Source organism: Pseudomonas sp. NPDC087342 (genome assembly GCF_044744265.1).
GTDB classification, from domain to species: domain Bacteria; phylum Pseudomonadota; class Gammaproteobacteria; order Pseudomonadales; family Pseudomonadaceae; genus Aquipseudomonas; species Aquipseudomonas nunensis.
In genome coordinates this window covers 27,816-48,687 of record NZ_JBIUXZ010000026.1, presented here as the reverse complement: position 1 = coordinate 48,687, position 20,872 = coordinate 27,816, and the positions used below count along the sequence as shown (strand labels likewise).

Below are 20,872 nucleotides of genomic sequence, written 5' to 3'. Positions count from 1 at the left end.
AAGCTTCGCGGGCAAGCCTCGCTCCTACAGGGTTCTTATTGCTCGAGCTTCTGCGGGGTTTCCTGGCCCATGCAGCGCACGGCTTTTTTCTGGCCGTTGATCAATACGCCGGTCAGGCCTTTCTGTTCGGTGTCGAACAGCACCAGTACGCCATCAATGCACTGGGCCACTTGCGGCGCTGGGTCCAGGGCGACTTTGTAGTCTTCACCCGGCACGGTCTTGAGCATGGTGAATTCGTTGAGCAGCAGCGCATCCTCGGGCTTGGCGAAGTGCAGGTAGCCGTAGTACCACAGCACCCCGACGGTGCCGAGGATGGTGCAGATACCGGTGATGATCAGCGGGATGGCGTTACGTTCTTCACTCATTGCGGACTCTCTGGTGGTTCATCTTTTGAATTGACGGGCACCGGGTAATTCGGGATTTCACCCAGGCGGCGCAGACCGTTGAAATGTTGCGGGTCTTCGAGATAACGCAGCATCACCTGACGCCAGACCGGGTCGGCGAAGGTCTGCACATGACCGCCTCGGGTCAGTTGCAGCACCCGCGGTGGCGGCGCAGCTTGATACAGACGAATGCCGTTGGAAAGGGGTACGAGGTTGTCGTCGATGCTGTGGTAGATCAGTTTCGGCACGCCTTTGAGCTGCGCCATGGAGTTGATCGCGCTGTCGCCGTCCGGCACCAGCCACGACAACGGCACCTGGAACGGCCAGGTCAGCCATGAAGTGGTCAGGGCAAATCGGCCGACATCACGATAGCTGGCGGGCGCGCCGTCGAGGACCAACGCCTTGATCTGAGGCTGGCGTTCCGGGTGCTGGACCAGGTAATGCACAGCCATCGACCCGCCGAGGCTCTGCCCTAGAATGATCACCGGCGCTCCCTTGACCTCGGGCGCCTGGTCGAGCCATTTGAACGCCGCGTCGATGTCCTGATAGATCTCCGGCAGGCTCGGATTGCCTTCGGACAAGCCATAACCGCGATAGTCCACCAGCAACACTTGGTAACCCTCTTTCGGCAACCACCAACTGCCGCCCAAGTGATAAGACAGGTTGCCGCCATTGCCATGCAGGTGCAGGACCGTGCCTTTAACCTCGACACCTTTGGCCACCGGCAGCCACCAACCGTGCAGCTTCACGCCGTCGGCGGTGGTCAGGGTGAGATCGCGGAATTCGAGTTTGGCCTTGTCCGGGGTGAACGGCTGGCCGGGCTCGGGGTAGAACAACAGCGAGCTGCAACCGCCGAGGGTCAGGAGCAGGCAGACGATGCCGAGGATTCTCATCCGTTGAAACCTCGCACTAACATTTGATTAGAGGTCTGTAGGAGCGAGGCTTGCCCGCGAAGAACGATAACGCGGTGTACCTGCTGGATCGCGTCTTCGTTTTTCGCGGGCAAGCCTCGCTCCTACGGGGGTTGTGGTGCTTACAAGATGTTGGAGTAATCCGCTTCGATCCGGTCCAGGCTCAAGTGATTGAGGAAGTTGGAGAAGCACATCCATGCCGACAGCGCGTTCAAGTCGCGGAACTGGTCCGGCAAATACTTGGGCGCGACCACCAGGCCTTCGTCCACCAATTGGCGCAAGGTGCGCATGTCTTCCAGCGTGGTCTTGCCGCAAAACAGCAGCGGTATCTGCTCAAGCTTGCCCTTACGCACGGCCAACTGAATGTAGTTGTAAACCATGATAAAGCCCTTGAGGTAGGACAAGTCTTTGGTAAATGGCAGACCATTCGGCACCGAGCCACGGAAAACCCGACTGGCGTTGCCGTAGCTTTCGGCCATTTCGAAGCCTTGCTCGCGGAAGAACTCGAACACCTGCAGGAAGTCCGCGCCCTCCTCCACCATGTGAATGGCGCGGGTACGGTTGGTCAGTTTGCGCAGGCGGCTCGGGTAGGAGGCGAAGGTGATGATTTCCATCAGGATCGCCAGGCCCTCCTGGGTCACCGTCGACGAGGGCGGGCCCTTGGACAGGAAGGTGCAGATCGGCTGGTTCAAGCCGTTGAGGGTCGTGCCCACGTGCACCAGCCCTTCATGAACTTCCAGGGCGCGCACGTCACGTTCGTTGAACATCGCGTCGGTGCGGATCTTGATGTAGTCGGCACCGGCCGCCGCATCGGCGACGATCCCGTCGGACTCGAACACCCGAATGGTTTCCTCGGCCTCGCCAAACACCTTGTTCAAACGGGTTTGCAGCAAGTGCACGGCGTCCTTGGCGGTGAGGATTTTCGGTTCATCCTTCAGATCGCCACGGCCATCGATGTTGTTCAAGTAGTCGGACATCATCAGGCCAAGGTCAGCCAGTGTCGGGTCGCCGGCGTGGAACGCGTCGGACGCGGCGCCATACAACTCTTGGGAAATCAGGCCGAAATCCTCGGTGCCGCGCGCTTCAAGCATGCGCACCACCATCCGGTATTCCTTGCACATGCGCCGCATGATCTGGCCGACCGGGTTGAACTGGCCGAGCTGGCGGGTGATGTCACGCTCGATGTTCTGGAATTCCAGTTTGACCTTGCTGGAATCGAAGGACAGCGGCCGATTCAGGTAATAGTCGCGGTCCACGGCCGGCATTTCCTTGCCCTTGCCCTTGAGGAAACCCTTGCGGATGCTGTCGTCCCACTTGACCGCATCGAGGACGCGAATCGGCGTCTGCGCCAGCACTATGCGATCGGACAAAATGCGTATCGTCTGCTGGTAATCGTCCACCCGAAACTCCTGTAGAAAAACCGTTAGGTGCTGGATTTATTTGGCTTTGGCTTTGGCCAGGCGCTGGTAGCGCACCGCTTCGACGAACACATCGGAATTGGCCGGGTCGTCGAGGTAAGCGAAGACCTGGTTCATGTCAGTGTTGATCAGCACACCCTCGCCATCGTCAGTCTGGAAGCCTTCACCGCTGAGGGCTTTTTGCCCCAGGGCCTGGTTGATCTGCTCGAGGTCGAGGTTGTAGACCACCAGTTCGTGCTTTTCGTTGAGCTCGAAGCCGGCAATCGTGAAATGCCCGCCAAATCTGGCTGGCACCGGCGCCGACAAATACCAGCGATTGCCGTGGCGGGACACCGTGAAGGGATAGGCCTCGCGCTCGCGGGGCTTGGCCTTGAAGTAACTGACGGCCTGATAGCGGTTGTCGCCGAGGCGTGTGAGCTCAAGGTTCATCGGTTCGCCCCAGGCATTGGTGCTGGTCCATTTGCCGAGCAGCCCTTTAGGCGCGGGTTCGCTCGAAGGCAGCGGTTCCTTGAAAGTCACCAGACAGCCACTGAGCAGCAGGAACGACAAGGCGATCACAACGACGCGCCAGGCTTTCATTCAATACTCCCTATGAACACACGCAGACCTCATGTGGCCACCGACCCTCTGTAGGAGCGAGGCTTGCCCGCGAAGGCGTCGTGTCAGTCAACACATATGCTGAATGTCAAACCGCCTTCGCGGGCAAGCCTCGCTCCTACAGGGGATACGGGGTTACACCGACGCCAATACCAAATGCATATACCGCGTGAGGATACCGAGCATTTCGGCTTCGGTTGCAGGCTCGGCGTCGTTGAGCAGGCCCTGATATTCCATCCGTCCGATAATGGCCGTCAACACTTTGGCATCCTGTTGTGGCTCGCGGGAACCCAATACTTCGAAAAGCTGGCAGGTGCCCTGCAACAGAATCTGCTGATGGGAGCGCACCAACAGCGCCAGGCGCGGGTTGAGCAGCGCTTCTTGGCGGAAGGCTTGCTCGGCCATCAAGTGCTCGCGGCGATTGATCAACTGCCGGTGGACATAGTCCGCCATCAGCCGCGCAATATCGTCGGCCAACTGCGAGCGAGACTCCGGAGTGCCATCGCCGCTGACGACCATCTCTCGCAGCAGGCCTTCGTTGCTGGCCCACAGCTTGCCCATGTAAGCGGCGCTGCGCTCCACGTATTGGGCGAAGGTATCGGTGAGCAGGTCATCGATATCCTTGAAATAGTAAGTGGTGGCCGACAACGGCACACCGGCCTCTGCCGCCACCGCACGGTGACGCACGGCCCGCACGCCATCGCGCACGACAATGCGCATGGCCGCATCGAGAATGTCCTGTCGACGCTGTTCGCTGCCCTGCCGGCTGGCCTTGCGGCCCTGGTACTGAACACTTTCAGCGACCGCAGTGGCGATACCCGCTGCACCTTCTTGAGCCATTGCACGATTCACGACAGGTAATCCCTCTTACGTCAAAAGTAACCAATTGATACGTTTGTACCAGACAGGCAATAAAAAGCCGCCTGTTTTAGGCGGCTTTTTAACTGAAACGTTTACGCTTGCGGCCGCATGTGCGGGAACAGGATCACGTCTCGAATCGACGGTGAGTTGGTCAGCAACATCACCAGACGGTCGATGCCGATCCCTTCACCGGCCGTTGGCGGCATGCCGTACTCCAGCGCGCGAACGAAGTCGGCGTCGTAGTGCATGGCTTCGTCGTCACCGGCATCCTTGTCGGCCACCTGGGCCATGAAGCGTTCGGCCTGGTCTTCCGCGTCGTTCAACTCGGAGTAGGCGTTGGCGATTTCACGGCCGCCGATGAACAGCTCGAAACGGTCGGTGACGTTCGGGTTGTCATCGTTACGACGGGCCAGCGGCGACACTTCGAACGGGTACTGGGCAATGAAGTGCGGCTGTTCCAGTTTGTGTTCGACCAGCTCTTCGAAAATCATTACCTGCAACTTGCCCAGGCCTTCGAAGCCCAGCACCTTGGCGCCAGCCTTTTTGGCGATAGCACGAGCCTTGTCGATATCGGTCAGGTCGTCAGCGGTCAGCTCAGGGTTGTACTTGAGGATCGAGTCGAACACCGACAGACGCACGAACGGTTCGCCGAAGTGGAACACTTTGTCGCCGTAAGGCACGTCGGTGCTGCCCAGAACCAGCTGCGCGAGTTCGCGGAACAGTTCTTCGGTCAGGTCCATGTTGTCTTCGTAGTCGGCGTAGGCCTGGTAGAACTCCAACATGGTGAATTCAGGGTTGTGACGCGTCGAAACACCTTCGTTACGGAAGTTGCGGTTGATCTCGAACACTTTCTCGAAACCGCCAACCACCAGACGCTTGAGGTACAGCTCCGGCGCGATACGCAGGAACATTTCCATGTCCAGCGCGTTGTGGTGCGTTTCGAAAGGCTTGGCCGCCGCGCCACCCGGGATGGTTTGCAGCATCGGGGTTTCGACTTCGAGGAAGTCGCGCTTCATCAGGAAGCTGCGGATGTGCGCAATCACTTGCGAACGCACGCGGAAGGTCTGACGCACGTCTTCGTTGACGATCAGGTCAACGTAGCGCTGGCGGTAGCGCTGCTCGGTGTCGGTCAGGCCGTGGTGCTTGTCCGGCAACGGACGCAGGGATTTGGTCAGCAAGCGCACTTCGGTCATTTCGACGTACAGGTCGCCCTTGCCGGAACGCGCCAGGGTGCCAACGGCGGCAATGATGTCGCCCATGTCCCAGGTTTTCACCGAGGCCAGGGTTTCTTCGGACAGGGTTTTACGGTTGACGTAAACCTGAATGCGCCCGGTCATGTCCTGGATCACCATGAACGAGCCACGGTTGAGCATGATGCGACCGGCAACCTTGACCGGAATTGCAGCCTCTGCCAGCTCTTCCTTGGTCTTGTCCGCGTATTGCTTCTGCAGTTCTTCGCAGTAGTTTTCGCGGCGGAAGTCGTTCGGGAAGGCATTGCCCTTGGCGCGCTCGGCAGCCAGCTTTTCCTTGCGCAGGGCGATCAGGGAGTTTTCTTCCTGTTGCAGGGCTTGCGGGTCGAGTTCTAGGTCGCTCATGTCTTTAAATATTCCATCAGGTTCGTTGCCCCCGGCATTCGCCGGGGTTCGCGGGCAAGCCTCGCTCCTACAGGTATCCGAAGATCCTGTAGCGCGTGCTTTAGAGCCCTTGTTTCAAGCTTGCTACCAGATATTCGTCGATATCGCCGTCGAGCACCTTGTCGCAGTCACTGCGTTCGATGTTAGTGCGCAAATCCTTGATTCGCGACGCATCGAGCACGTAAGAGCGAATCTGGTGACCCCAGCCGATGTCCGACTTGGTGTCTTCCAGAGCCTGGGAGGCGGCGTTGCGTTTCTGCACTTCCTGCTCGTACAAGCGCGCCCGCAACATTTTCATCGCGGTGTCTTTGTTGGCGTGCTGGGAGCGTTCGTTCTGGCAGCTGACCACGGTGTTGGACGGTACGTGGGTGATACGTACGGCCGAGTCGGTGGTGTTTACGTGCTGACCACCGGCACCGGAGGAGCGGTAGGTGTCGATGCGCAGGTCCGACGGGTTGATGTCGATTTCGATGTTGTCATCGATTTCCGGCGACACGAACACGGCCGAGAACGAGGTGTGACGGCGGTTGCCCGAGTCGTACGGGCTCTTGCGCACCAGACGGTGCACGCCGATCTCGGTACGCAACCAGCCAAAGGCGTATTCGCCCTTGATGTGGACGGTGGCGCCCTTGATCCCGGCGACTTCACCGGCCGACAGTTCCATGATGGTCGCGTCGAAACCGCGTTTGTCAGCCCAGCGCAGGTACATGCGCAGCAGGATGTTGGCCCAGTCCTGGGCTTCGGTGCCGCCGGAGCCGGCCTGGATGTCCAAGTAGGCGTTGTTGGCGTCCATCTCACCGCTGAACATGCGACGGAACTCGAGTTTTTCCAGGGACTCGCGCAGACGCTCGACTTCGGTCGCGACGTCATCGACGGCGGCCTGGTCTTCTTCTTCGGCGGACATCAGCAGCAGTTCTTTGGCATCGGCCAGGCCAGTGTGCATCTCGTCGAGGGTTTCGACGATCTGCGCCAGCAGCGAGCGCTCGCGCCCCAGTTCCTGAGCGTACGACGGGTTGTTCCAGACTGCCGGATCTTCAAGCTCGCGATTGACTTCAGTCAGACGCTCATGCTTTTGATCGTAGTCAAAGATACCCCCGAATAGTTTCGGAGCGCTCGGACAGGTCCTTGATACTGTTAAGGATCGGGTTGATTTCCATGGCGGGCAGCACTCGTTGGCGAACTTTTGAAAGCCGGCGAGTATAACGTAATCAAGCTGTCACGGCAGCCCGCCTGGCGGCTTTAGCTGCGAATGGTCTCACTGGTGCAACCTGTGGGAGCGGGCTTGCTCGCGAAGAGGCCTTGTCAGTCAGCATTGATGTGAATGACGCACCACCTTCGCGAGCAAGCCCGCTCCCACAGGGGGATTGGGTTTGATCCCCCTACTCAGTTGCGGCCGGCAGTTACGCCGCCATCAACCGGCAATACGGTGCCGGTAATCCACGAGGCCTGGTTCGATGCCAGGAACAGAATCGCTTGCGCCACATCCGCCGGCTGGCCGTTGCGCCCCAGCGGGTGGAAGGCATTGAAGGTCGGCAGGGTTTCCTTGACCTGTTCGGCGGTCATGAATGTGCCGTACACCGGGGTTTCCACCACGGCCGGGGCGACGGTGTTGATGCGGATATTGAGCGAGGCCAGCTCGAGGGCGAGGTTGCGGGTCAAGGCGTGTACGCCGGCATTTGCTGCGGAATAAGCCGCCGACGGCGTGGCGCCGATGGCTTGAATCGCCCACAGGGAACCGGTTTGCACGATCGCGCCGCCACCGCGCAGTTGCATCGCTCGGGCCGCCGCCTGGGCCATGAAGAATTTGCCCTTGAGGATGATGTCGAGGAAACCGTCGTACTCGCGCTCATCGACTTCAAGGAACGGTTTGGGGCTGAACACCCCGGCGTTGTTGATCAGGATATCGACGCCGCCAAACGCGCGGGTCGCCTCATCCACCAATGCCTGAGCGGTGGCCGGGCTGGCGATGTCGCCGGCGACAAAACGTACGTGGGTGCCGCTCGGGTCGATGGCTTCTGCGGCCAGGGCCAGTTTTGCCTGGTCGCGACCACCGATCACCACCGAGGCGCCGGCAGCGACCAATTGCTCGGCCACTTCTTTGCCGATACCTGAACCGCCGCCCGTGACAATGGCCACCTTCGAAGAAAAGTCGTACATGAAATGATCCTTTGGGAAGTGAAGAAGAGCGCTGATTTTCAGCTTCGCGACATTCCCCGACAAACCAGATAATCTTTGAATTCGATAAAGAAAAGCTTTAGTGGCCAGCCATGAAATACCCCACCTACCTCAATGCACTCAGGGCTTTTGAAGCGGCAGCGCGACATCAAAGCTTTTCCGAAGCGGCCGCCGAACTGAACGTGACGCCCGCCGCCGTGGGGCAGCAGGTGCGGGTGCTGGAAGCGTGGCTTGGGGTCGCACTGTTTCATCGCGCCAGCAGCGGCACTACCCGGTTGGTGCCGACCGACGCTGCCCGCGCCGCGCTGCCGGACATACGCGCCGGGTTCGATCGTTTGAGCATGGGACTGTCCCTGCTCAAGGATGCGTCCGACAGTGGCGTGCTGACCGTCACCGTCAGCCCGGCGTTCGCGGCCAAATGGTTGCTGCCACGGATCGAGCGTTTCCAGCAGGCGCATCCGGACACTGACTTGCGGCTCGACACCAATCAGCGATCGGTGGATTTTCTGGTCGATGGCATTGATGTCGGCGTGCGCTATGGCGCCGGAGTCTGGCCGGGTTTGACGGCGGTGCGATTGATGGATGAGGAGATCTATCCGGTGTGCTCGCCGTCATTGCGCGATCAGTTACCGGCGCTGACGGAGCCTGGGGACTTGGCCCGCTTCACCCTGCTCCACGACCTGACCCTGGAACAGAACAGCGGATTTCCGACCTGGCGGACCTGGCTTGATGCGGCTGGTTTTCCTGCGATCGAGGCGGAGCATGGCCTGCGTATCAACAACTCGGCAGCAGTGCTGCAAGCGGCGATCGACAGTCGGGGCGTGGCGCTGGGCCGTAGCGAGATGGTGCGCGATGATCTGGCGGCGGGGCGACTGGTGCGGCCGTTTGGCGACCTGACTTGCCCGATTGATCTGGCGTATTACGTGGTGTATCGACCGGAGTGTGCGGCGAAGCCGAGGATTGCGGCGTTTCGGGATTGGTTGCTGGCTGAGGTGCGTATGGCTCGATAAATTTCAAGTGAACACAAACCCCTGTGGGAGCGGGCTTGCTCGCGAAGGCGGAGTGTCATTCAACATCAGGGTTGACTGACAGGGCCCCTTCGCGAGCAAGCCCGCTCCCACAATTAGAATCAGAGCAAGCCGCTACTCAATCCCCACCTGATTGCGCCCATTATTCTTCGCCAGATAAAGCCCTTTATCCGCCGCCGAGATCAATTGCCGGCAATCACTGCCCGCCTGCGGGGTAATCGTCGACAGGCCAATACTGATCGTCAGATTCGAACCCTCCGCCGGGAACACATGCGGAATCTTCAACGCCGCCACAGTCTGGCGCAGTTTCTCTGCCACCAATCGCGCGCCGCCCGGTGAAGTATTTGGCAGCACCAAGGCAAACTCTTCGCCGCCATAACGGGCCGGCAGGTCCGAAGGGCGGGCACTGGCGTCGCGAATGGCCGTGGCGACTTTGCGCAGGGCCTCGTCGCCTTCGAGGTGGCCAAAGCTGTCGTTGTAGGATTTGAAGTAATCCACGTCGATCATCAGCAATGACAATTGAGTCTGGTCGCGCAGCGAACGGCGCCACTCCAGTTCCAGGTATTCGTCGAAGTGCCGGCGGTTCGACAGACCGGTCAGGCCGTCGGAGTTCATCAGGCGTTGCAGCACCAGATTGGTGTCGAGCAACTGCTGCTGGCTGACCCGCAACGCCCGATAAGCCGCATCACGCTGCAACAAAGTCATGTAGGAGCGCGAGTGATAGCGGATGCGCGCCACCAGCTCGATGTTGTCCGGCAGTTTCACCAGGTAATCGTTGGCCCCGGCCGCGAAGGCCGCGCTTTTGATCAGCGGGTCTTCCTTGGTCGACAGGACAATGATCGGAATGTCCTTGGTCGCCGGGTGATTGCGGTATTCGCGTACCAGGCTCAAACCGTCGAGACCGGGCATTACCAGGTCCTGGAGGATCACCGTCGGCTTGATCCGGATCGCCTGGGCAATGGCCTGGTGCGGGTCGGCGCAGAAGTGGAAGTCGATGTTCTCCTGGTTCGCCAGACCGCGCCGAACCGCCTCGCCGATCATCGCCTGATCGTCCACCAGCAACACCATGGCGGCGTTTTCATCGGTCTTGAAGTCGTCGAGCTGTAAGTCATTCATGTGCGGTCACCTGAGTACTGCCTGGGCCAGGATTGCTGTGAAAAGTCTTCATTTAGGGAATATCTCCAGCAATCGTGGCGCTATCTTTTCCAGTGGGCGAATTTCTACGGCGGCATCGATGGCCGCAGCCGCTTTCGGCATGCCGTAAACCGCACTGCTGTTCTGGTCCTGAGCGATGGTCAGGTAGCCCTGTTGGCGCATGAGTTTAAGCCCCTGCGCGCCGTCGCGCCCCATGCCGGTCAGCAAAACGCCGACGGCATCGCCGTTCCAGTAACTGGCCACGCTCTCGAAAAACACATCGATGGAGGGCCGGTAAATCTCGTTGACCGGTTCAGCGGTGTAGGCCAGCGTCCCGTTTTTCAACAAGCGAATATGGTGGTTGGTGCCGGCCAGCAACACCGTGCCGGCCTGGGGCGGTTCGCCCTCTAGCGCCAGGCGTACATCGAGGCCGCTGGCGCTGCTGAGCCACTCGGCCATGCCGGCGGCGAACACCTGGTCCACGTGCTGCACCAGCACGATGGCCGCCGAAAAATCCTGCGGCAGGCCTTTGAGCAACACTTCCAGCGCCGCCGGCCCGCCCGCGGACGAACCGATGGCCACCAGTTTTTGTCGAGAGCCAGAGCTGCGCAGCGTGCTCGGCGCCGAGCGCACGCGGTTGCCCTTGTCGCCGATCAGCCAGCCGATGTTCATGATCTTGCGCAGCAACGGCGCCGCCGCTTCCGCCGGATTGCCGGCACCGATCGCCGGTGTATCGACCACATCCAGCGCGCCGTGGCCCATGGCTTCGAACACCCGGTGCACGTTCTGCTGGCGGTCGACGGTGACGATCACGATGGCGCACGGGGTTTCGGCCATAATCCGCCGGGTCGCCTCCACGCCATCCATCACCGGCATGATCAAGTCCATCAGGATCAGGTCCGGGATATTCTCGGCGCAACGTTGCACCGCCTCGGCGCCATTGCTGGCGACCCAGATCACCTGATGCGCCGGTTCGAATGCCAGGGCGCGGCGCAGGGCCTCTACCGCCATGGGCATGTCGTTGACGATTGCGATTTTCATGCCCGCGCTCCTCCGATGAGCTCAACCACCGCATCAAGCAGGGCGTCGTCATGAAAACTGGCTTTGGCTAGATAATAGTCGGCTCCGGCGTCCAGTCCACGACGACGGTCTTCTTCTCGATCTTTATAAGACACCACCATAACCGGCAGCGATTGCAGGCGATTGTCCCGGCGCAATAAGGACACCAGTTCGATGCCGTCCATGCGCGGCATATCAATGTCGGTGATCAGCAGATCAAAATCCTCCGAACGCAGGGCGTTCCAGCCATCCATACCGTCCACCGCGACGGCCACGTCGTAGCCGCGATTGAGCAGCAACTTGCGCTGCAACTCGCGCACGGTCAGGGAATCGTCCACCACCAGAATCCGCTTGCGCGCCGCCTCCGTAGCCTGGTTGCTGTGGCGGGCAATGCGTTCCAGACGCCCAGTGTTGAGCAGTTTGTCCACCGAACGCAGCATGTCTTCGACGTCGACGATCAATACCACCGAACCGTCGTCGAGCAAGGCCCCGGCGGAAATGTCCTGAATCTTGCCCAGCCGCTCATCCAGCGGCAATACGACCAAGGTCCGCTCGCCAATAAAGCGCTCGACCGCCACGCCGTAAATCGCATCGCGCTCGCGAATCACCACAACTTTGAGGGTCTGCGGGCTGTTCTGGCTCGCCGGACGCTGCAACAACTGACTGGCCGCGACCAGCCCGACATGCCGGCCTTCGTGCCAAAAGTGCTGACGGCCTTCGAGCTGGACGATGTCGTCCGGTTCCAGGTCGCACATGCGCTCGATATGCGCCAACGGGAAGGCGTAAGCCTCGTCGCCGACTTCCACCACCAGGCTGCGCACCACCGACAAGGTCAGCGGCACTTCCAGATGGAAACGACTGCCCTCGCCCGCCGTCTGCTCCAGCACCACCGCGCCGCGCAACTGGCGAACCATATGCTGAACCGCGTCGAGGCCCACGCCGCGCCCGGAGACTTCGGTGACCTTGTCGCGCAGGCTGAAACCGGGCAGGAACAGGAACGTCAGCAGTTCTTCCTCGCTCAACTGCGCGGCGGTTTCCGCCGGGGACAATTGGCGCTCGATAATGCTGCGGCGAACCTTTTCCAGATCGACGCCATTGCCGTCATCGCTGAGCTCCAGCACCAGCAGACCGGCCTGATGGGACGCACGCAAGCGGATCAGGCCTTCCGCCGGTTTGCCGGCCAACAGCCGTTGTTCCGGCGTTTCGATGCCATGGTCCACGGCGTTGCGCAGCAGGTGGGTCAGCGGCGCTTCGAGTTTTTCCAGCACGTCGCGGTCAACCTGGGTCTTTTCCCCTTCGATCTCCAGGCGCACCTGTTTGCCGAGGTCACGGCCGAGGTCGCGGACCATCCGCACCTGCCCGGTCAGCACATCGGCAAACGGCCGCATGCGACAGGCCAGTGCCGTGTCGTACAACACTTGCGCACGCTGACTGGCGTGCCAGGCGAACTCATCCAGTTCGGCGTTCTTTTCCACCAGCAACTGCTGGGCTTCCGCCAACAACCGGCGGGCATCGTCCAGCGACTCCTGGGCTTCCAGGCTCAACGCCATATCCTTGAGATGGACGTTGAGATTTTCCAGGGCCCGCAGGCCATTGCTCTGCGTGCGCTTGAGCCGTTGCATGGTGGCCAGGTGCGGTTTGAGCCGCAGGGTTTCCACCAGGGATTTGCTCGACAGATCAAGCAGGCTATTCAGTCGTTCGGCGGTGACCCGCAACACCCGCTCACCGTTTTCGGTGGTACGTTTTGACTTGCGCGGCGCTTCGGCGGGCGCAACGGGTGGCTGTTCGACGACCGGAACCGGTATCTCGACCTGAGGCGGCTCCAACTGAAGCTCGGCCATGAACGGTGCAATCGGCGTGCTGATCGGCGGCGCTAACGCCATCGGATCGAGCAACCGTCCCATCAGCGCCACATAGGCGTCGATTTCAACCGCCGAAGGTGCGTTGTTCGGCGTGGCGATGCGCATCAGCAGATCGGTGCCTTGCAGCAAGGCGTCGATGTGTTCCGGGCGCAGATACAACCGCCCTTCCTGGGCGCTGACCAGGCAATCTTCCATGACATGGGCCACGCTGACCCCGGCATCCACGCCGACAATCCGCGCCGCGCCTTTGAGCGAGTGCGCCGCGCGCATGCACGATTCCAGGTGATCGGCCTGAGTCGGGTCGCGCTCAAGGGCCAGCAGACCTGTGCTCAGCACCTGGGTCTGGGCCTCGGCTTCCAGGCTGAACAGCTCCAGCAAAGACGAGTCGCGCATTTGCTCGGGGGTCATGTGAGGCTCCGGGTCACGGCGGACAACAACTGTTCTTCATCCAGCCAACGCAGGCTGCGACCTTTGAATTGCAACACGCCACGGGTGTACTTGGCGCTGGCCTGGGCGCCGGACTGCGACGCCGCCTCGAGGATGCGCTCGTCGATGGCGTGAATCCCGTCGACTTCGTCCACCGGCACCACCACTGGACCACCCCGGGCCGCGATGATCAACATACGCGGCATCACCCGCGCACCCGATGCCACATTGTTGGTGGTGTCGAGCCCCAGCAACTCAACCAGTGACAAGCACGCCACCAACGCACCACGCACATTCGCCACGCCGAGCAGGGCCCGGGAACGCTGATGCGGCAAGGAGTGAATGGTTTGCAGCGGCGCCACTTCCACCAGGCTGCGAGTGGCCAGCCCCAGCCATTCTTCGCCGAGGCGAAACATCAGCAGCGAGCGGGTTTTGACGTCGGTTTCGACCACCGTCGCCACCTGCTCACGGTCTTCCTGCTGCAAGGCGTAGCGATCGAGCAAACGGGTAGCGGCCGCCGAATACACCGCGCAATTGCGGCAATGAATATGCTCGGCAAGCAGCGGGCAGGACTTGTCACCGTGGATACCAATGCGGTTCCAGCAGTCGTCGATGGCCTGGGCATCTTCATGGGTGACGCTCAAGGTGTCGGAGACGATCATCGTTTACGCTCACTGTCAGCGGCGCGCTCGCTACGAGCGGCGCGTTCCTGCAATCGTCTGGCGCCCGCCGTGTCGCCCTGGGATTGCAGCAAAGCCGCCAGGTGCATCAACGCGTCGGGGTGTTGCGGTTCGAGGTACAACGCCTTGCGATAAAACCCTTGGGCCTCAAGCGCGCGGCCGGCGACATCGCTGAGCAGCCCCAGCCAATAAAACACTTGGGCCACCGGTTCGTGGCTGCGCAGATAACTTTCGCACGCGGCGCGGGCTTCGGCACTCTTGCCTTCGTTGGCCAGCGCTGCGATGTTCGCCAGCAACGTGGCGGCGTCAGGGTTGGCAGTTTTCAAGGTGTTCGGCAACGGCACGACAGTGGCGAACGGACGGTTGCGTACCGGCGGCGGGGCCACGCTGCGTACCGGTTGGCGCACCGGCAGCGGAGTCGGCACGAATGTCGTTGGATAAGGCTCGGGCTCCGGCGCGCTGTGGCGGCTGAAGGCAAACGACTGCGGGATGCCGATCGACCGCATGCCCAAACGCCCGAGCAAACTGCCCTCGGCCGGACCGATAAACAGCACGCCATCGACGTGGGTCAGGCGCTTGAGCACTTCGAAGACTTGTTGCTGGGTCGGCTGGTCGAAATAGATCAGCAGGTTGCGGCAGAACACGAAGTCATAGGCCGGCTCGTTGGCCAGCAAGGCCGGATCGAGCAGATTGGCGACCTGCAAACGCACTTGCTCCAGCACCCGCTCGTTGAGCCGATAGCCGTCCTCTTCAGCGCTGAAATGCCGGTCACGAAATTCGATGTCTTGCCCGCGAAACGAGTTCTTGCCGTACAGCGCACGCTTGGCTTTCTCCACCGAGAGCGGGCTGACGTCCATGCCTTCGACTTTGAATTGATGGGGTTTAAGCCCCGCGTCCAGCAAGGCCATGGCGATGGAGTACGGTTCTTCGCCGGTGGAGCACGGCAGGCTGAGAATCCGCAGGGCGCGCATGTTGTTGATGTTGGCCAGGCGTTTGACCGCCAGTTTCGCCAGGGTGGCGAAGGATTCCGGGTAACGGAAAAACCAGGTTTCCGGAACGATCACCGCTTCGATCAGCGCCTGCTGTTCATCCCGCGAGCCTTGTAAGGTGTGCCAGTACTCATCGGCGGTCAGCGCCTGGGACGCCGTGGTGCGCTGACGCACCGCGCGCTCGATAATGGCCGGGCCAACCGACGCAACGTCGAGGCCGATGCGATCCTTGAGGAAGTCGAAAAACCGCTGGTCACTGCTCATGACGTCTCCTTAAGCAGGTCCAGGGGCTGCGCCGGAAACAGCAGCGCACGCACCTGCTCATCGAGCAGATCGGCGACGCGCACCCATTGCAGCAAACCCTGGGCATCCTTGCGTACCGGACCGAGGTACAGCGCCTGGCGATTGTCCAGGCCATAGGGCTGAAAATCCGCCGGGTTGCAGCGCACGGTGTCGGTGGCCTGTTCCAGAATCAGCCCGAGCAATTGCGTCGGCGTAGCCTCATCCGGGCGATAGTGCACCAGCACCAGACGCGTACTGGTGCGGGCTTGCGCCGGTTGGCCGAAGGTCAGCGCGCTGAGGTCGATCACCGGCACCACGGCGCCGCGATAGGCGAATACCCCGGCAACCCAGTCCGGGGCCCGGGCAATCGGTTTCAACGGCAGGCGCGGCAGCACTTCCGCCACCTCGATGGCTTGCAGGGCGAACCGCTCGTTGCCGATGCGAAACACCAGGAACAGCGCAAGCCTGGCCGCTGTCACGGCACTGCGTTTAGCCGTGAGCTCGCTCATCAGACTTTGAATCGCGAGACGCCGCTGCGCAGCCCGACCGCCACTTGGCTCAGTTCGTCGATGGCGAAACTGGCCTGGCGCAAGGACTCGACGGTCTGGCTGCTGGCATCGCCCAACTGCACCAGCGCGTGGTTGATCTGTTCAGCGCCGGTGGCCTGGGCCTGCATGCCTTCGTTGACCATCAACACCCGCGGCGCCAGCGCCTGGACCTGATGGATGATCTGCGACAGTTGCTCGCCGACCTGCTGCACTTCGGACATGCCGCGACGCACTTCTTCGGAGAACTTGTCCATGCCCATGACCCCGGCCGACACCGCCGACTGGATCTCACGGACCATTTGCTCGATGTCGTAGGTCGCGACGGCGGTCTGGTCCGCCAGACGCCGGACTTCGGTGGCGACCACGGCGAAACCGCGACCGTATTCGCCGGCCTTCTCGGCCTCGATGGCGGCGTTCAGCGACAGCAGGTTGGTCTGGTCGGCGACTTTGACGATGGTCACCACCACTTGGTTGATGTTGCCGGCCTTCTCGTTGAGGATCGCCAGTTTGGCGTTGACCAGATCAGCCGCGCCCATCACCGAATGCATGGTGTCTTCCATGCGCGCCAGGCCTTGCTGCCCGGAACCGGCCAGCACCGAGGCCTGATCGGCGGCGGTGGAGACTTCGGTCATGGTGCGCACCAGGTCACGGGACGTGGCGGCGATTTCCCGGGAGGTCGCGCCGATTTCCGTGGTGGTGGCGGCGGTTTCGGTCGCAGTGGCTTGTTGTTGCTTGGAGGTGGCGGCGATTTCCGTCACCGACGTGGTGACCTGTACCGATGAGCGCTGGGCCTGGGACACCAGCGCCGTGAGCTCGGTCATCATGTCATTGAAGCCGGTTTCCACGGCGTTGAACTCGTCCTTGCGCTCCAGGTTCAAGCGACTGCTGAGGTCGCCGGTGCGCATGATTTCGAGGATCTGCACGATGCGATTCATCGGCGCCATGATCGCCCGCATCAGCAGCAAACCGCAGAGGCCGGCAGCCAGCACCGCGATCAGCAGGGACACACCCATGATGACCTTCGCGGTGACCACGGCGTTATCGATGTTGACCATGTCCTGGTCAGCCACGGCTTTGTTTTCGCGCAGGATGTCATTGAGCTTCATGCGCCCGGCGGTCCACGCCGGAGTCAGTTGTTCGTTGAACAACTTGATGGCCTCGGGTTCCTGATTGCGCTTATGCAAGTCGAGCACTGCGGACAGGATCTTGTAGTAGTTCTCATGGAGCTTTTCGAAGGTGGCGAATTCGACTTTGTCTTCATCCGTGGTGACCGTGCCGCGATAACTGTTCATCGCTTCTTGCACGCGCACCTCGAAGCTTTTGAAGTCGGCGGCGTCTTCGGCACTGATGCCCTGGCCTTCCTTCAAGCCGAGCATTTCCTGGATCTGCAGAAAACTGTCGACCCAGGCGCCACGGATGGTCGAGCTGTAATAGACCCCGGGCAGTGCGTCGTCACGCACGCTTTGCTCGCTTTCTTCAATCTTCAGCAGCCGGGAATACGAGACCACCACCATCAACAACATGATGGCAATAATGACCGCAAAGCTCGCCAAGATGCGTTGGCGCAACGTCCAGTTCTTCACAGTATGTCCTCGGGCCATTTTCAAATGCTGCGGAGTATAGCTGAGGGCGGTGTTTCATTTATAAGACGGATGCGCGCCAACTCAGCCCCCAACGGCAAATAGCCGGGATCGGCTCTGGAATGGGACTTTCCGCTAGATGAGGGGAGCGTTGCCAGTGGTGATTTGGCAGAAATGGACCGTGGACTGGTCATTTGCAGCTCCAGCTACGCTAAAACGTCATCGCAAGCAGCCTCGGACCGTCGAACCATCACCGGCGCAGCGAAATCATGCTTTTGCATTTCGTCGAGCCAATCGGCGCCGCGTGTTAACGATGCAGCTTCGCTTTCGTTGTATGCCGCTGCCGTATTCGTGGCGGTGATTGATAGTCAGGTATGCCAAGCTACCCACGCCACGAATGGCCAAGCGCTCCCCGGAGTTAAAAGAAGCCATCGCCAAACGTGAGGCCGAACTACCCATGCAAACGAAGCAAGCATTGGCTTGATGGTGAGCGGTCAGTCTTACGCGCGACAATCAGTCCGCCCCGCTTTTCGTACTTGTTTATTGCTATAGCTTTGTTCAATGCTCGAAAGATAATTAAAAAATATAAAGGAATATAAGCAGTGCCTACAAACGGGAGCGCCAGAGCCACATTAATACGATACATAAAAGCAGTGAGCCACCTCTTGCTTGAGACGACCAGATACCTCATTGGAACCCTGATAAAACTCATGGTTTTCGTGGCAGCCCTATCGGCTTTTATTGTGGCATTGGTTTATTTAACCGATGACTCTACCAGTCCAAAAATGGTTCCCCTGCTAAACACCCTGATCACCACTGCGAATGAACATCGAGTTTCTTATTTTCAAAACCAGGATTGGTGTGAAAGTTTGCTCTCCGAAACTGGCAATTACGCGACTTCAGAAATTTCCACATGCGGCGGCGGGGAGACCAAACCTTTCGATGCACAGGGAACGCAGCTTTTTAACACCATCAGATCTGCAGCTAAAAAAGCAAAGATATCCCCTATCAGAATCAGCCTTAAATCAGAACATGGGACCGTATCATTCGCGCAGATCAGCCTCCCATGCCTCCTCCTTTGCAACGCAAAGTACGTCTATTCACCGCATAAGCCTTATGTATCAGAGGAAAGGAAACCAACAACCGTTACCGATATGACTGGGGGCTGGTACTACGAAATAATGGGTATTTGATCGCGCACCAATGTCTGTTGATAGGCAGAAACGGGACGTTGAATGGGTCATTGACGCCTTCGCGGGCAAGCCTCGCTCCTACAGGTAATCGTCGAACATCCTATTAAAGGGTGACGCGAAACTGTAGGAGCGAGGCTTGCCCGCGAAGGCGCCCTGAAGCCTTACATCGAAGCCTGCCGCACCTGTTTTTCCAGCTCAGCCTTCAACCCCGGTTCCAGTTTCAACTGTCGCGCCAGCTCATCAAGGTAGGACTTCTCCATGAAGTTCTCCTCATCCACCAGCATCACGCTGGCGATGTACATTTCGGCAGCCATTTCCGGGGTGCTGGCGGCGCGGGCGACGTCGGTCGGGTCCAGCGGTTTGTTGAGTTCGGCGTGCAGCCAGTGCTGCAGTTCCTGGTCGTTATCGAGCTTGGTGAATTCGCCTTCGATCAACGCACGCTCGCGCTCATCGACGTGGCCATCGGCTTTGGCTGCAGCGACCAGTGCCTTGAGAATCGCCTGGCTGTGTTGCTCAACCTGAGCCGCTGGCACGCGATCAACCGTTTGTGGCTCGGTCTTCGTCGCAGTGCCCTGCTGGGCCTGCCAGTTACCGTAAGCCTTGTAGGCAAGGACGCCCAGCGCCGCGAGGCCGCCATAAACGACGACCTTACCGCCCACTTTGCGAACCTTCTTGTTACCCATCAGCAGCCCCATCGCGCCAGCCGCCAACGCCCCGCCACCGGCACCCGAAAGCAAACCACCGAGACCACCCGAGCCACCGCTGCCGCCGAGCAAACCGCCCAGCCCGCCGCCGGAAGCCTTGTTCTGATGGCCGCCAGTTTTGTTCTGCAACAGGTCCTGGCCGGACTTGAGTAGTTGGTCGAGCAATCCACGGGTGTTCATTTGTTGCCTCCACGAATTCGGGGTAACCGGATCATTCAGGCCACCAGCCTAGATCGAAAGTGCCCGCAACTTGCCCGCGAGAGTGCTTCCAGATGTTGCTCGCTCACCAAGTCCTCCATCTAGGCCATCGATTAAAAAGATATACACTCGAACGAATCTATAAAAACCGCCCACCGGGTACTTTCCCCATGATGACCCTGCGTCAGATCCGTCATTTCATCGCCGTGGCCGAGACCGGCTCGATCTCCGCCGCCGCGCAAACCGCATTCATTTCCCAATCCACCCTGACCCTGGCAATCCAGCAGTTGGAGCAGGAAATCGGTGTCAGCCTGTTCAACCGACATGCCAAAGGCATGACGCTGACGCACCAAGGTCATCAATTCCTACGCCAGGCACACCTGATTCTCGCCACGGTCGATAATGCCAAACGCAGCCTGCAACAAAGTACCGACCAGGTTGCCGGGCAGTTGATCATCGGCGTGACCAGCCTCGTCGCCGGTTATTACTTGGCGGATTTGCTCACCCGGTTCCAGCGCGCTTATCCCAACGTCGAGATCCGGGTGATGGAGGACGAGCGGCCCTACATCGAGCACTTGCTGGTCAGCGGCGAGATTGATGTCGGCGTGCTGATCCTCTCCAACCTCGAAGACCGTCACGCCTTGCAGACCGAAGTCCTGACCCATTCGCCTCACCGGTTATGGCTACCGGCCCAGCATCCACTGCTGGAACACGACAGCATCAACCTCGCCGACGTGACGCGGGAGCCTTTGATTCAGTTGAACGTCGATGAAATGGACCGCAACGCCCAGCGCATGTGGTCAGCGGCCTCGCTGCAACCGCGCATCACGTTGAGGACCGCATCCACGGAAGCCGTGCGAAGCCTAGTCGCCGCTGGTTTAGGCGTGTCGATCCAGCCCGATATGACTTACCGACCCTGGTCACTGGAGGGCGACATCATCGAAGCCCGGCCCATCGCCGATCTCAGCCAGACCCTCGACGTCGGCTTGGCCTGGCGCCGTGGCACCGCGCGACCGGCGCTGGTCGATCCGTTTCTGACTGTCGCCCGCGAACAGCCTCACGGCGGGCGCAAGCCATCTATTTAATCGAACGCCACCTTCAGTATTAAGAATTTGTCGACCTCGGGCCCGGGCACTAGTCTTGTTACATCTTTATAAGACGGCCGGCCCCAGTCACTGGGAGCACCATGGCCACACAAGAAAAGAGAACC

19 protein-coding genes are annotated in these 20,872 nt (G+C 60.2%); 3 read left to right on the top strand and 16 right to left on the bottom strand.

Features of this window, described 5'->3' with window-relative positions:
• Positions 1-35: 35 nt before the first annotated feature.
• The 8 genes from ACIOYV_RS28920 to ACIOYV_RS28885 all read right to left on the bottom strand — a co-directional run bounded on the left by ACIOYV_RS28920 (position 36) and on the right by ACIOYV_RS28885 (position 7,961).
• On the bottom strand, positions 36-365 hold the full coding sequence (locus tag ACIOYV_RS28920) for a hypothetical protein (protein WP_054047257.1): 330 nt from the start codon (positions 363-365) through the stop codon (positions 36-38).
• Positions 362-1,276: an alpha/beta hydrolase gene (locus ACIOYV_RS28915; protein WP_401329282.1), complete on the bottom strand. Its 915-nt coding sequence runs from the start codon at positions 1,274-1,276 to the stop codon at positions 362-364. Before ACIOYV_RS28915 ends, ACIOYV_RS28920 begins: the two co-directional genes overlap by 4 nt.
• Before the next feature lie 140 nt (positions 1,277-1,416).
• A complete protein-coding gene (locus tag ACIOYV_RS28910; RefSeq protein ID WP_054047261.1) occupies positions 1,417-2,694 on the bottom strand; it encodes a flavohemoglobin expression-modulating QEGLA motif protein in 1,278 nt (425 codons plus the stop codon).
• Between the two features lie 36 nt (positions 2,695-2,730).
• Positions 2,731-3,291: a hypothetical protein gene (locus tag ACIOYV_RS28905; RefSeq protein ID WP_401329278.1), complete on the bottom strand. Its 561-nt coding sequence runs from the start codon at positions 3,289-3,291 to the stop codon at positions 2,731-2,733.
• Between the two features lie 153 nt (positions 3,292-3,444).
• Positions 3,445-4,161 carry a TetR/AcrR family transcriptional regulator gene (locus tag ACIOYV_RS28900; protein WP_177331448.1) on the bottom strand — a complete coding sequence of 239 codons (717 nt, stop codon included), beginning with the start codon at positions 4,159-4,161 and terminating at the stop codon, positions 3,445-3,447.
• 101 nt (positions 4,162-4,262) lie between these two features.
• Entirely contained in the window at positions 4,263-5,765 is a 1,503-nt protein-coding gene (gene lysS / locus ACIOYV_RS28895) for a lysine--tRNA ligase (protein WP_401329274.1), read from the bottom strand.
• Between the two features lie 100 nt (positions 5,766-5,865).
• Positions 5,866-6,961 (bottom strand): peptide chain release factor 2 gene (gene prfB, locus ACIOYV_RS28890; RefSeq protein ID WP_123507983.1). Its coding sequence is split into 2 segments (ribosomal slippage): positions 5,866-6,888 and positions 6,890-6,961, totalling 1,095 coding nucleotides; the frame shifts between segments, so codons are not numbered across the junction.
• 226 nt (positions 6,962-7,187) lie between these two features.
• Positions 7,188-7,961, bottom strand: a complete 774-nt coding sequence (locus tag ACIOYV_RS28885; protein WP_401329270.1) for an SDR family NAD(P)-dependent oxidoreductase — start codon at positions 7,959-7,961, stop codon at positions 7,188-7,190.
• 110 nt (positions 7,962-8,071) lie between these two features.
• Between ACIOYV_RS28885 and gcvA the strand changes: the two genes are divergently transcribed.
• On the top strand, positions 8,072-8,989 hold the full coding sequence (gene gcvA / locus ACIOYV_RS28880) for a transcriptional regulator GcvA (protein ID WP_401329267.1): 918 nt from the start codon (positions 8,072-8,074) through the stop codon (positions 8,987-8,989).
• 132 nt (positions 8,990-9,121) lie between these two features.
• Here the strand turns inward: gcvA and ACIOYV_RS28875 are convergent, their stop codons facing one another.
• The 7 genes from ACIOYV_RS28875 to ACIOYV_RS28845 are packed head-to-tail and all read right to left on the bottom strand — an operon-like array spanning position 9,122 to position 17,570.
• The gene (locus ACIOYV_RS28875; RefSeq protein WP_054616027.1) at positions 9,122-10,123 is read right to left on the bottom strand and encodes a PleD family two-component system response regulator; all 1,002 of its coding nucleotides are present in this window, start codon (positions 10,121-10,123) and stop codon (positions 9,122-9,124) included.
• Positions 10,124-10,171: 48 nt separating this feature from the next.
• The gene (locus ACIOYV_RS28870) at positions 10,172-11,182 is read right to left on the bottom strand and encodes a chemotaxis response regulator protein-glutamate methylesterase (protein WP_163908698.1); all 1,011 of its coding nucleotides are present in this window, start codon (positions 11,180-11,182) and stop codon (positions 10,172-10,174) included.
• Positions 11,179-13,470: a hybrid sensor histidine kinase/response regulator gene (locus ACIOYV_RS28865; protein WP_401329263.1), complete on the bottom strand. Its 2,292-nt coding sequence runs from the start codon at positions 13,468-13,470 to the stop codon at positions 11,179-11,181. Before ACIOYV_RS28865 ends, ACIOYV_RS28870 begins: the two co-directional genes overlap by 4 nt.
• A complete protein-coding gene (locus ACIOYV_RS28860; RefSeq protein WP_163908694.1) occupies positions 13,467-14,150 on the bottom strand; it encodes a chemotaxis protein CheW in 684 nt (227 codons plus the stop codon). The genes ACIOYV_RS28865 and ACIOYV_RS28860 overlap by 4 nt, the downstream gene beginning before the upstream one ends.
• A complete protein-coding gene (locus tag ACIOYV_RS28855) occupies positions 14,147-15,421 on the bottom strand; it encodes a CheR family methyltransferase (protein ID WP_401329259.1) in 1,275 nt (424 codons plus the stop codon). Before ACIOYV_RS28855 ends, ACIOYV_RS28860 begins: the two co-directional genes overlap by 4 nt.
• Complete coding sequence (locus tag ACIOYV_RS28850) at positions 15,418-15,948, bottom strand: chemotaxis protein CheW (protein ID WP_401329256.1); 531 nt, start codon at positions 15,946-15,948, stop codon at positions 15,418-15,420. Before ACIOYV_RS28850 ends, ACIOYV_RS28855 begins: the two co-directional genes overlap by 4 nt.
• Complete coding sequence (locus ACIOYV_RS28845; protein ID WP_290024789.1) at positions 15,948-17,570, bottom strand: methyl-accepting chemotaxis protein; 1,623 nt, start codon at positions 17,568-17,570, stop codon at positions 15,948-15,950. Before ACIOYV_RS28845 ends, ACIOYV_RS28850 begins: the two co-directional genes overlap by 1 nt.
• 662 nt (positions 17,571-18,232) lie before the next feature.
• Here ACIOYV_RS28845 and ACIOYV_RS28840 point away from each other — a divergent pair.
• Positions 18,233-18,760 (top strand): hypothetical protein, encoded by a 528-nt coding sequence (locus ACIOYV_RS28840; protein ID WP_265043534.1) that lies wholly within the window; start codon positions 18,233-18,235, stop codon positions 18,758-18,760.
• Between the two features lie 161 nt (positions 18,761-18,921).
• On the opposite strand, the gene ACIOYV_RS28835 is transcribed toward ACIOYV_RS28840, so the two are convergent.
• Positions 18,922-19,644: a tellurite resistance TerB family protein gene (locus tag ACIOYV_RS28835; protein WP_265043532.1), complete on the bottom strand. Its 723-nt coding sequence runs from the start codon at positions 19,642-19,644 to the stop codon at positions 18,922-18,924.
• Between the two features lie 188 nt (positions 19,645-19,832).
• Between ACIOYV_RS28835 and ACIOYV_RS28830 the strand changes: the two genes are divergently transcribed.
• Positions 19,833-20,747 carry a LysR family transcriptional regulator gene (locus ACIOYV_RS28830; protein ID WP_054047295.1) on the top strand — a complete coding sequence of 305 codons (915 nt, stop codon included), beginning with the start codon at positions 19,833-19,835 and terminating at the stop codon, positions 20,745-20,747.
• The last annotated feature ends 125 nt before the right edge of the window (positions 20,748-20,872 follow it).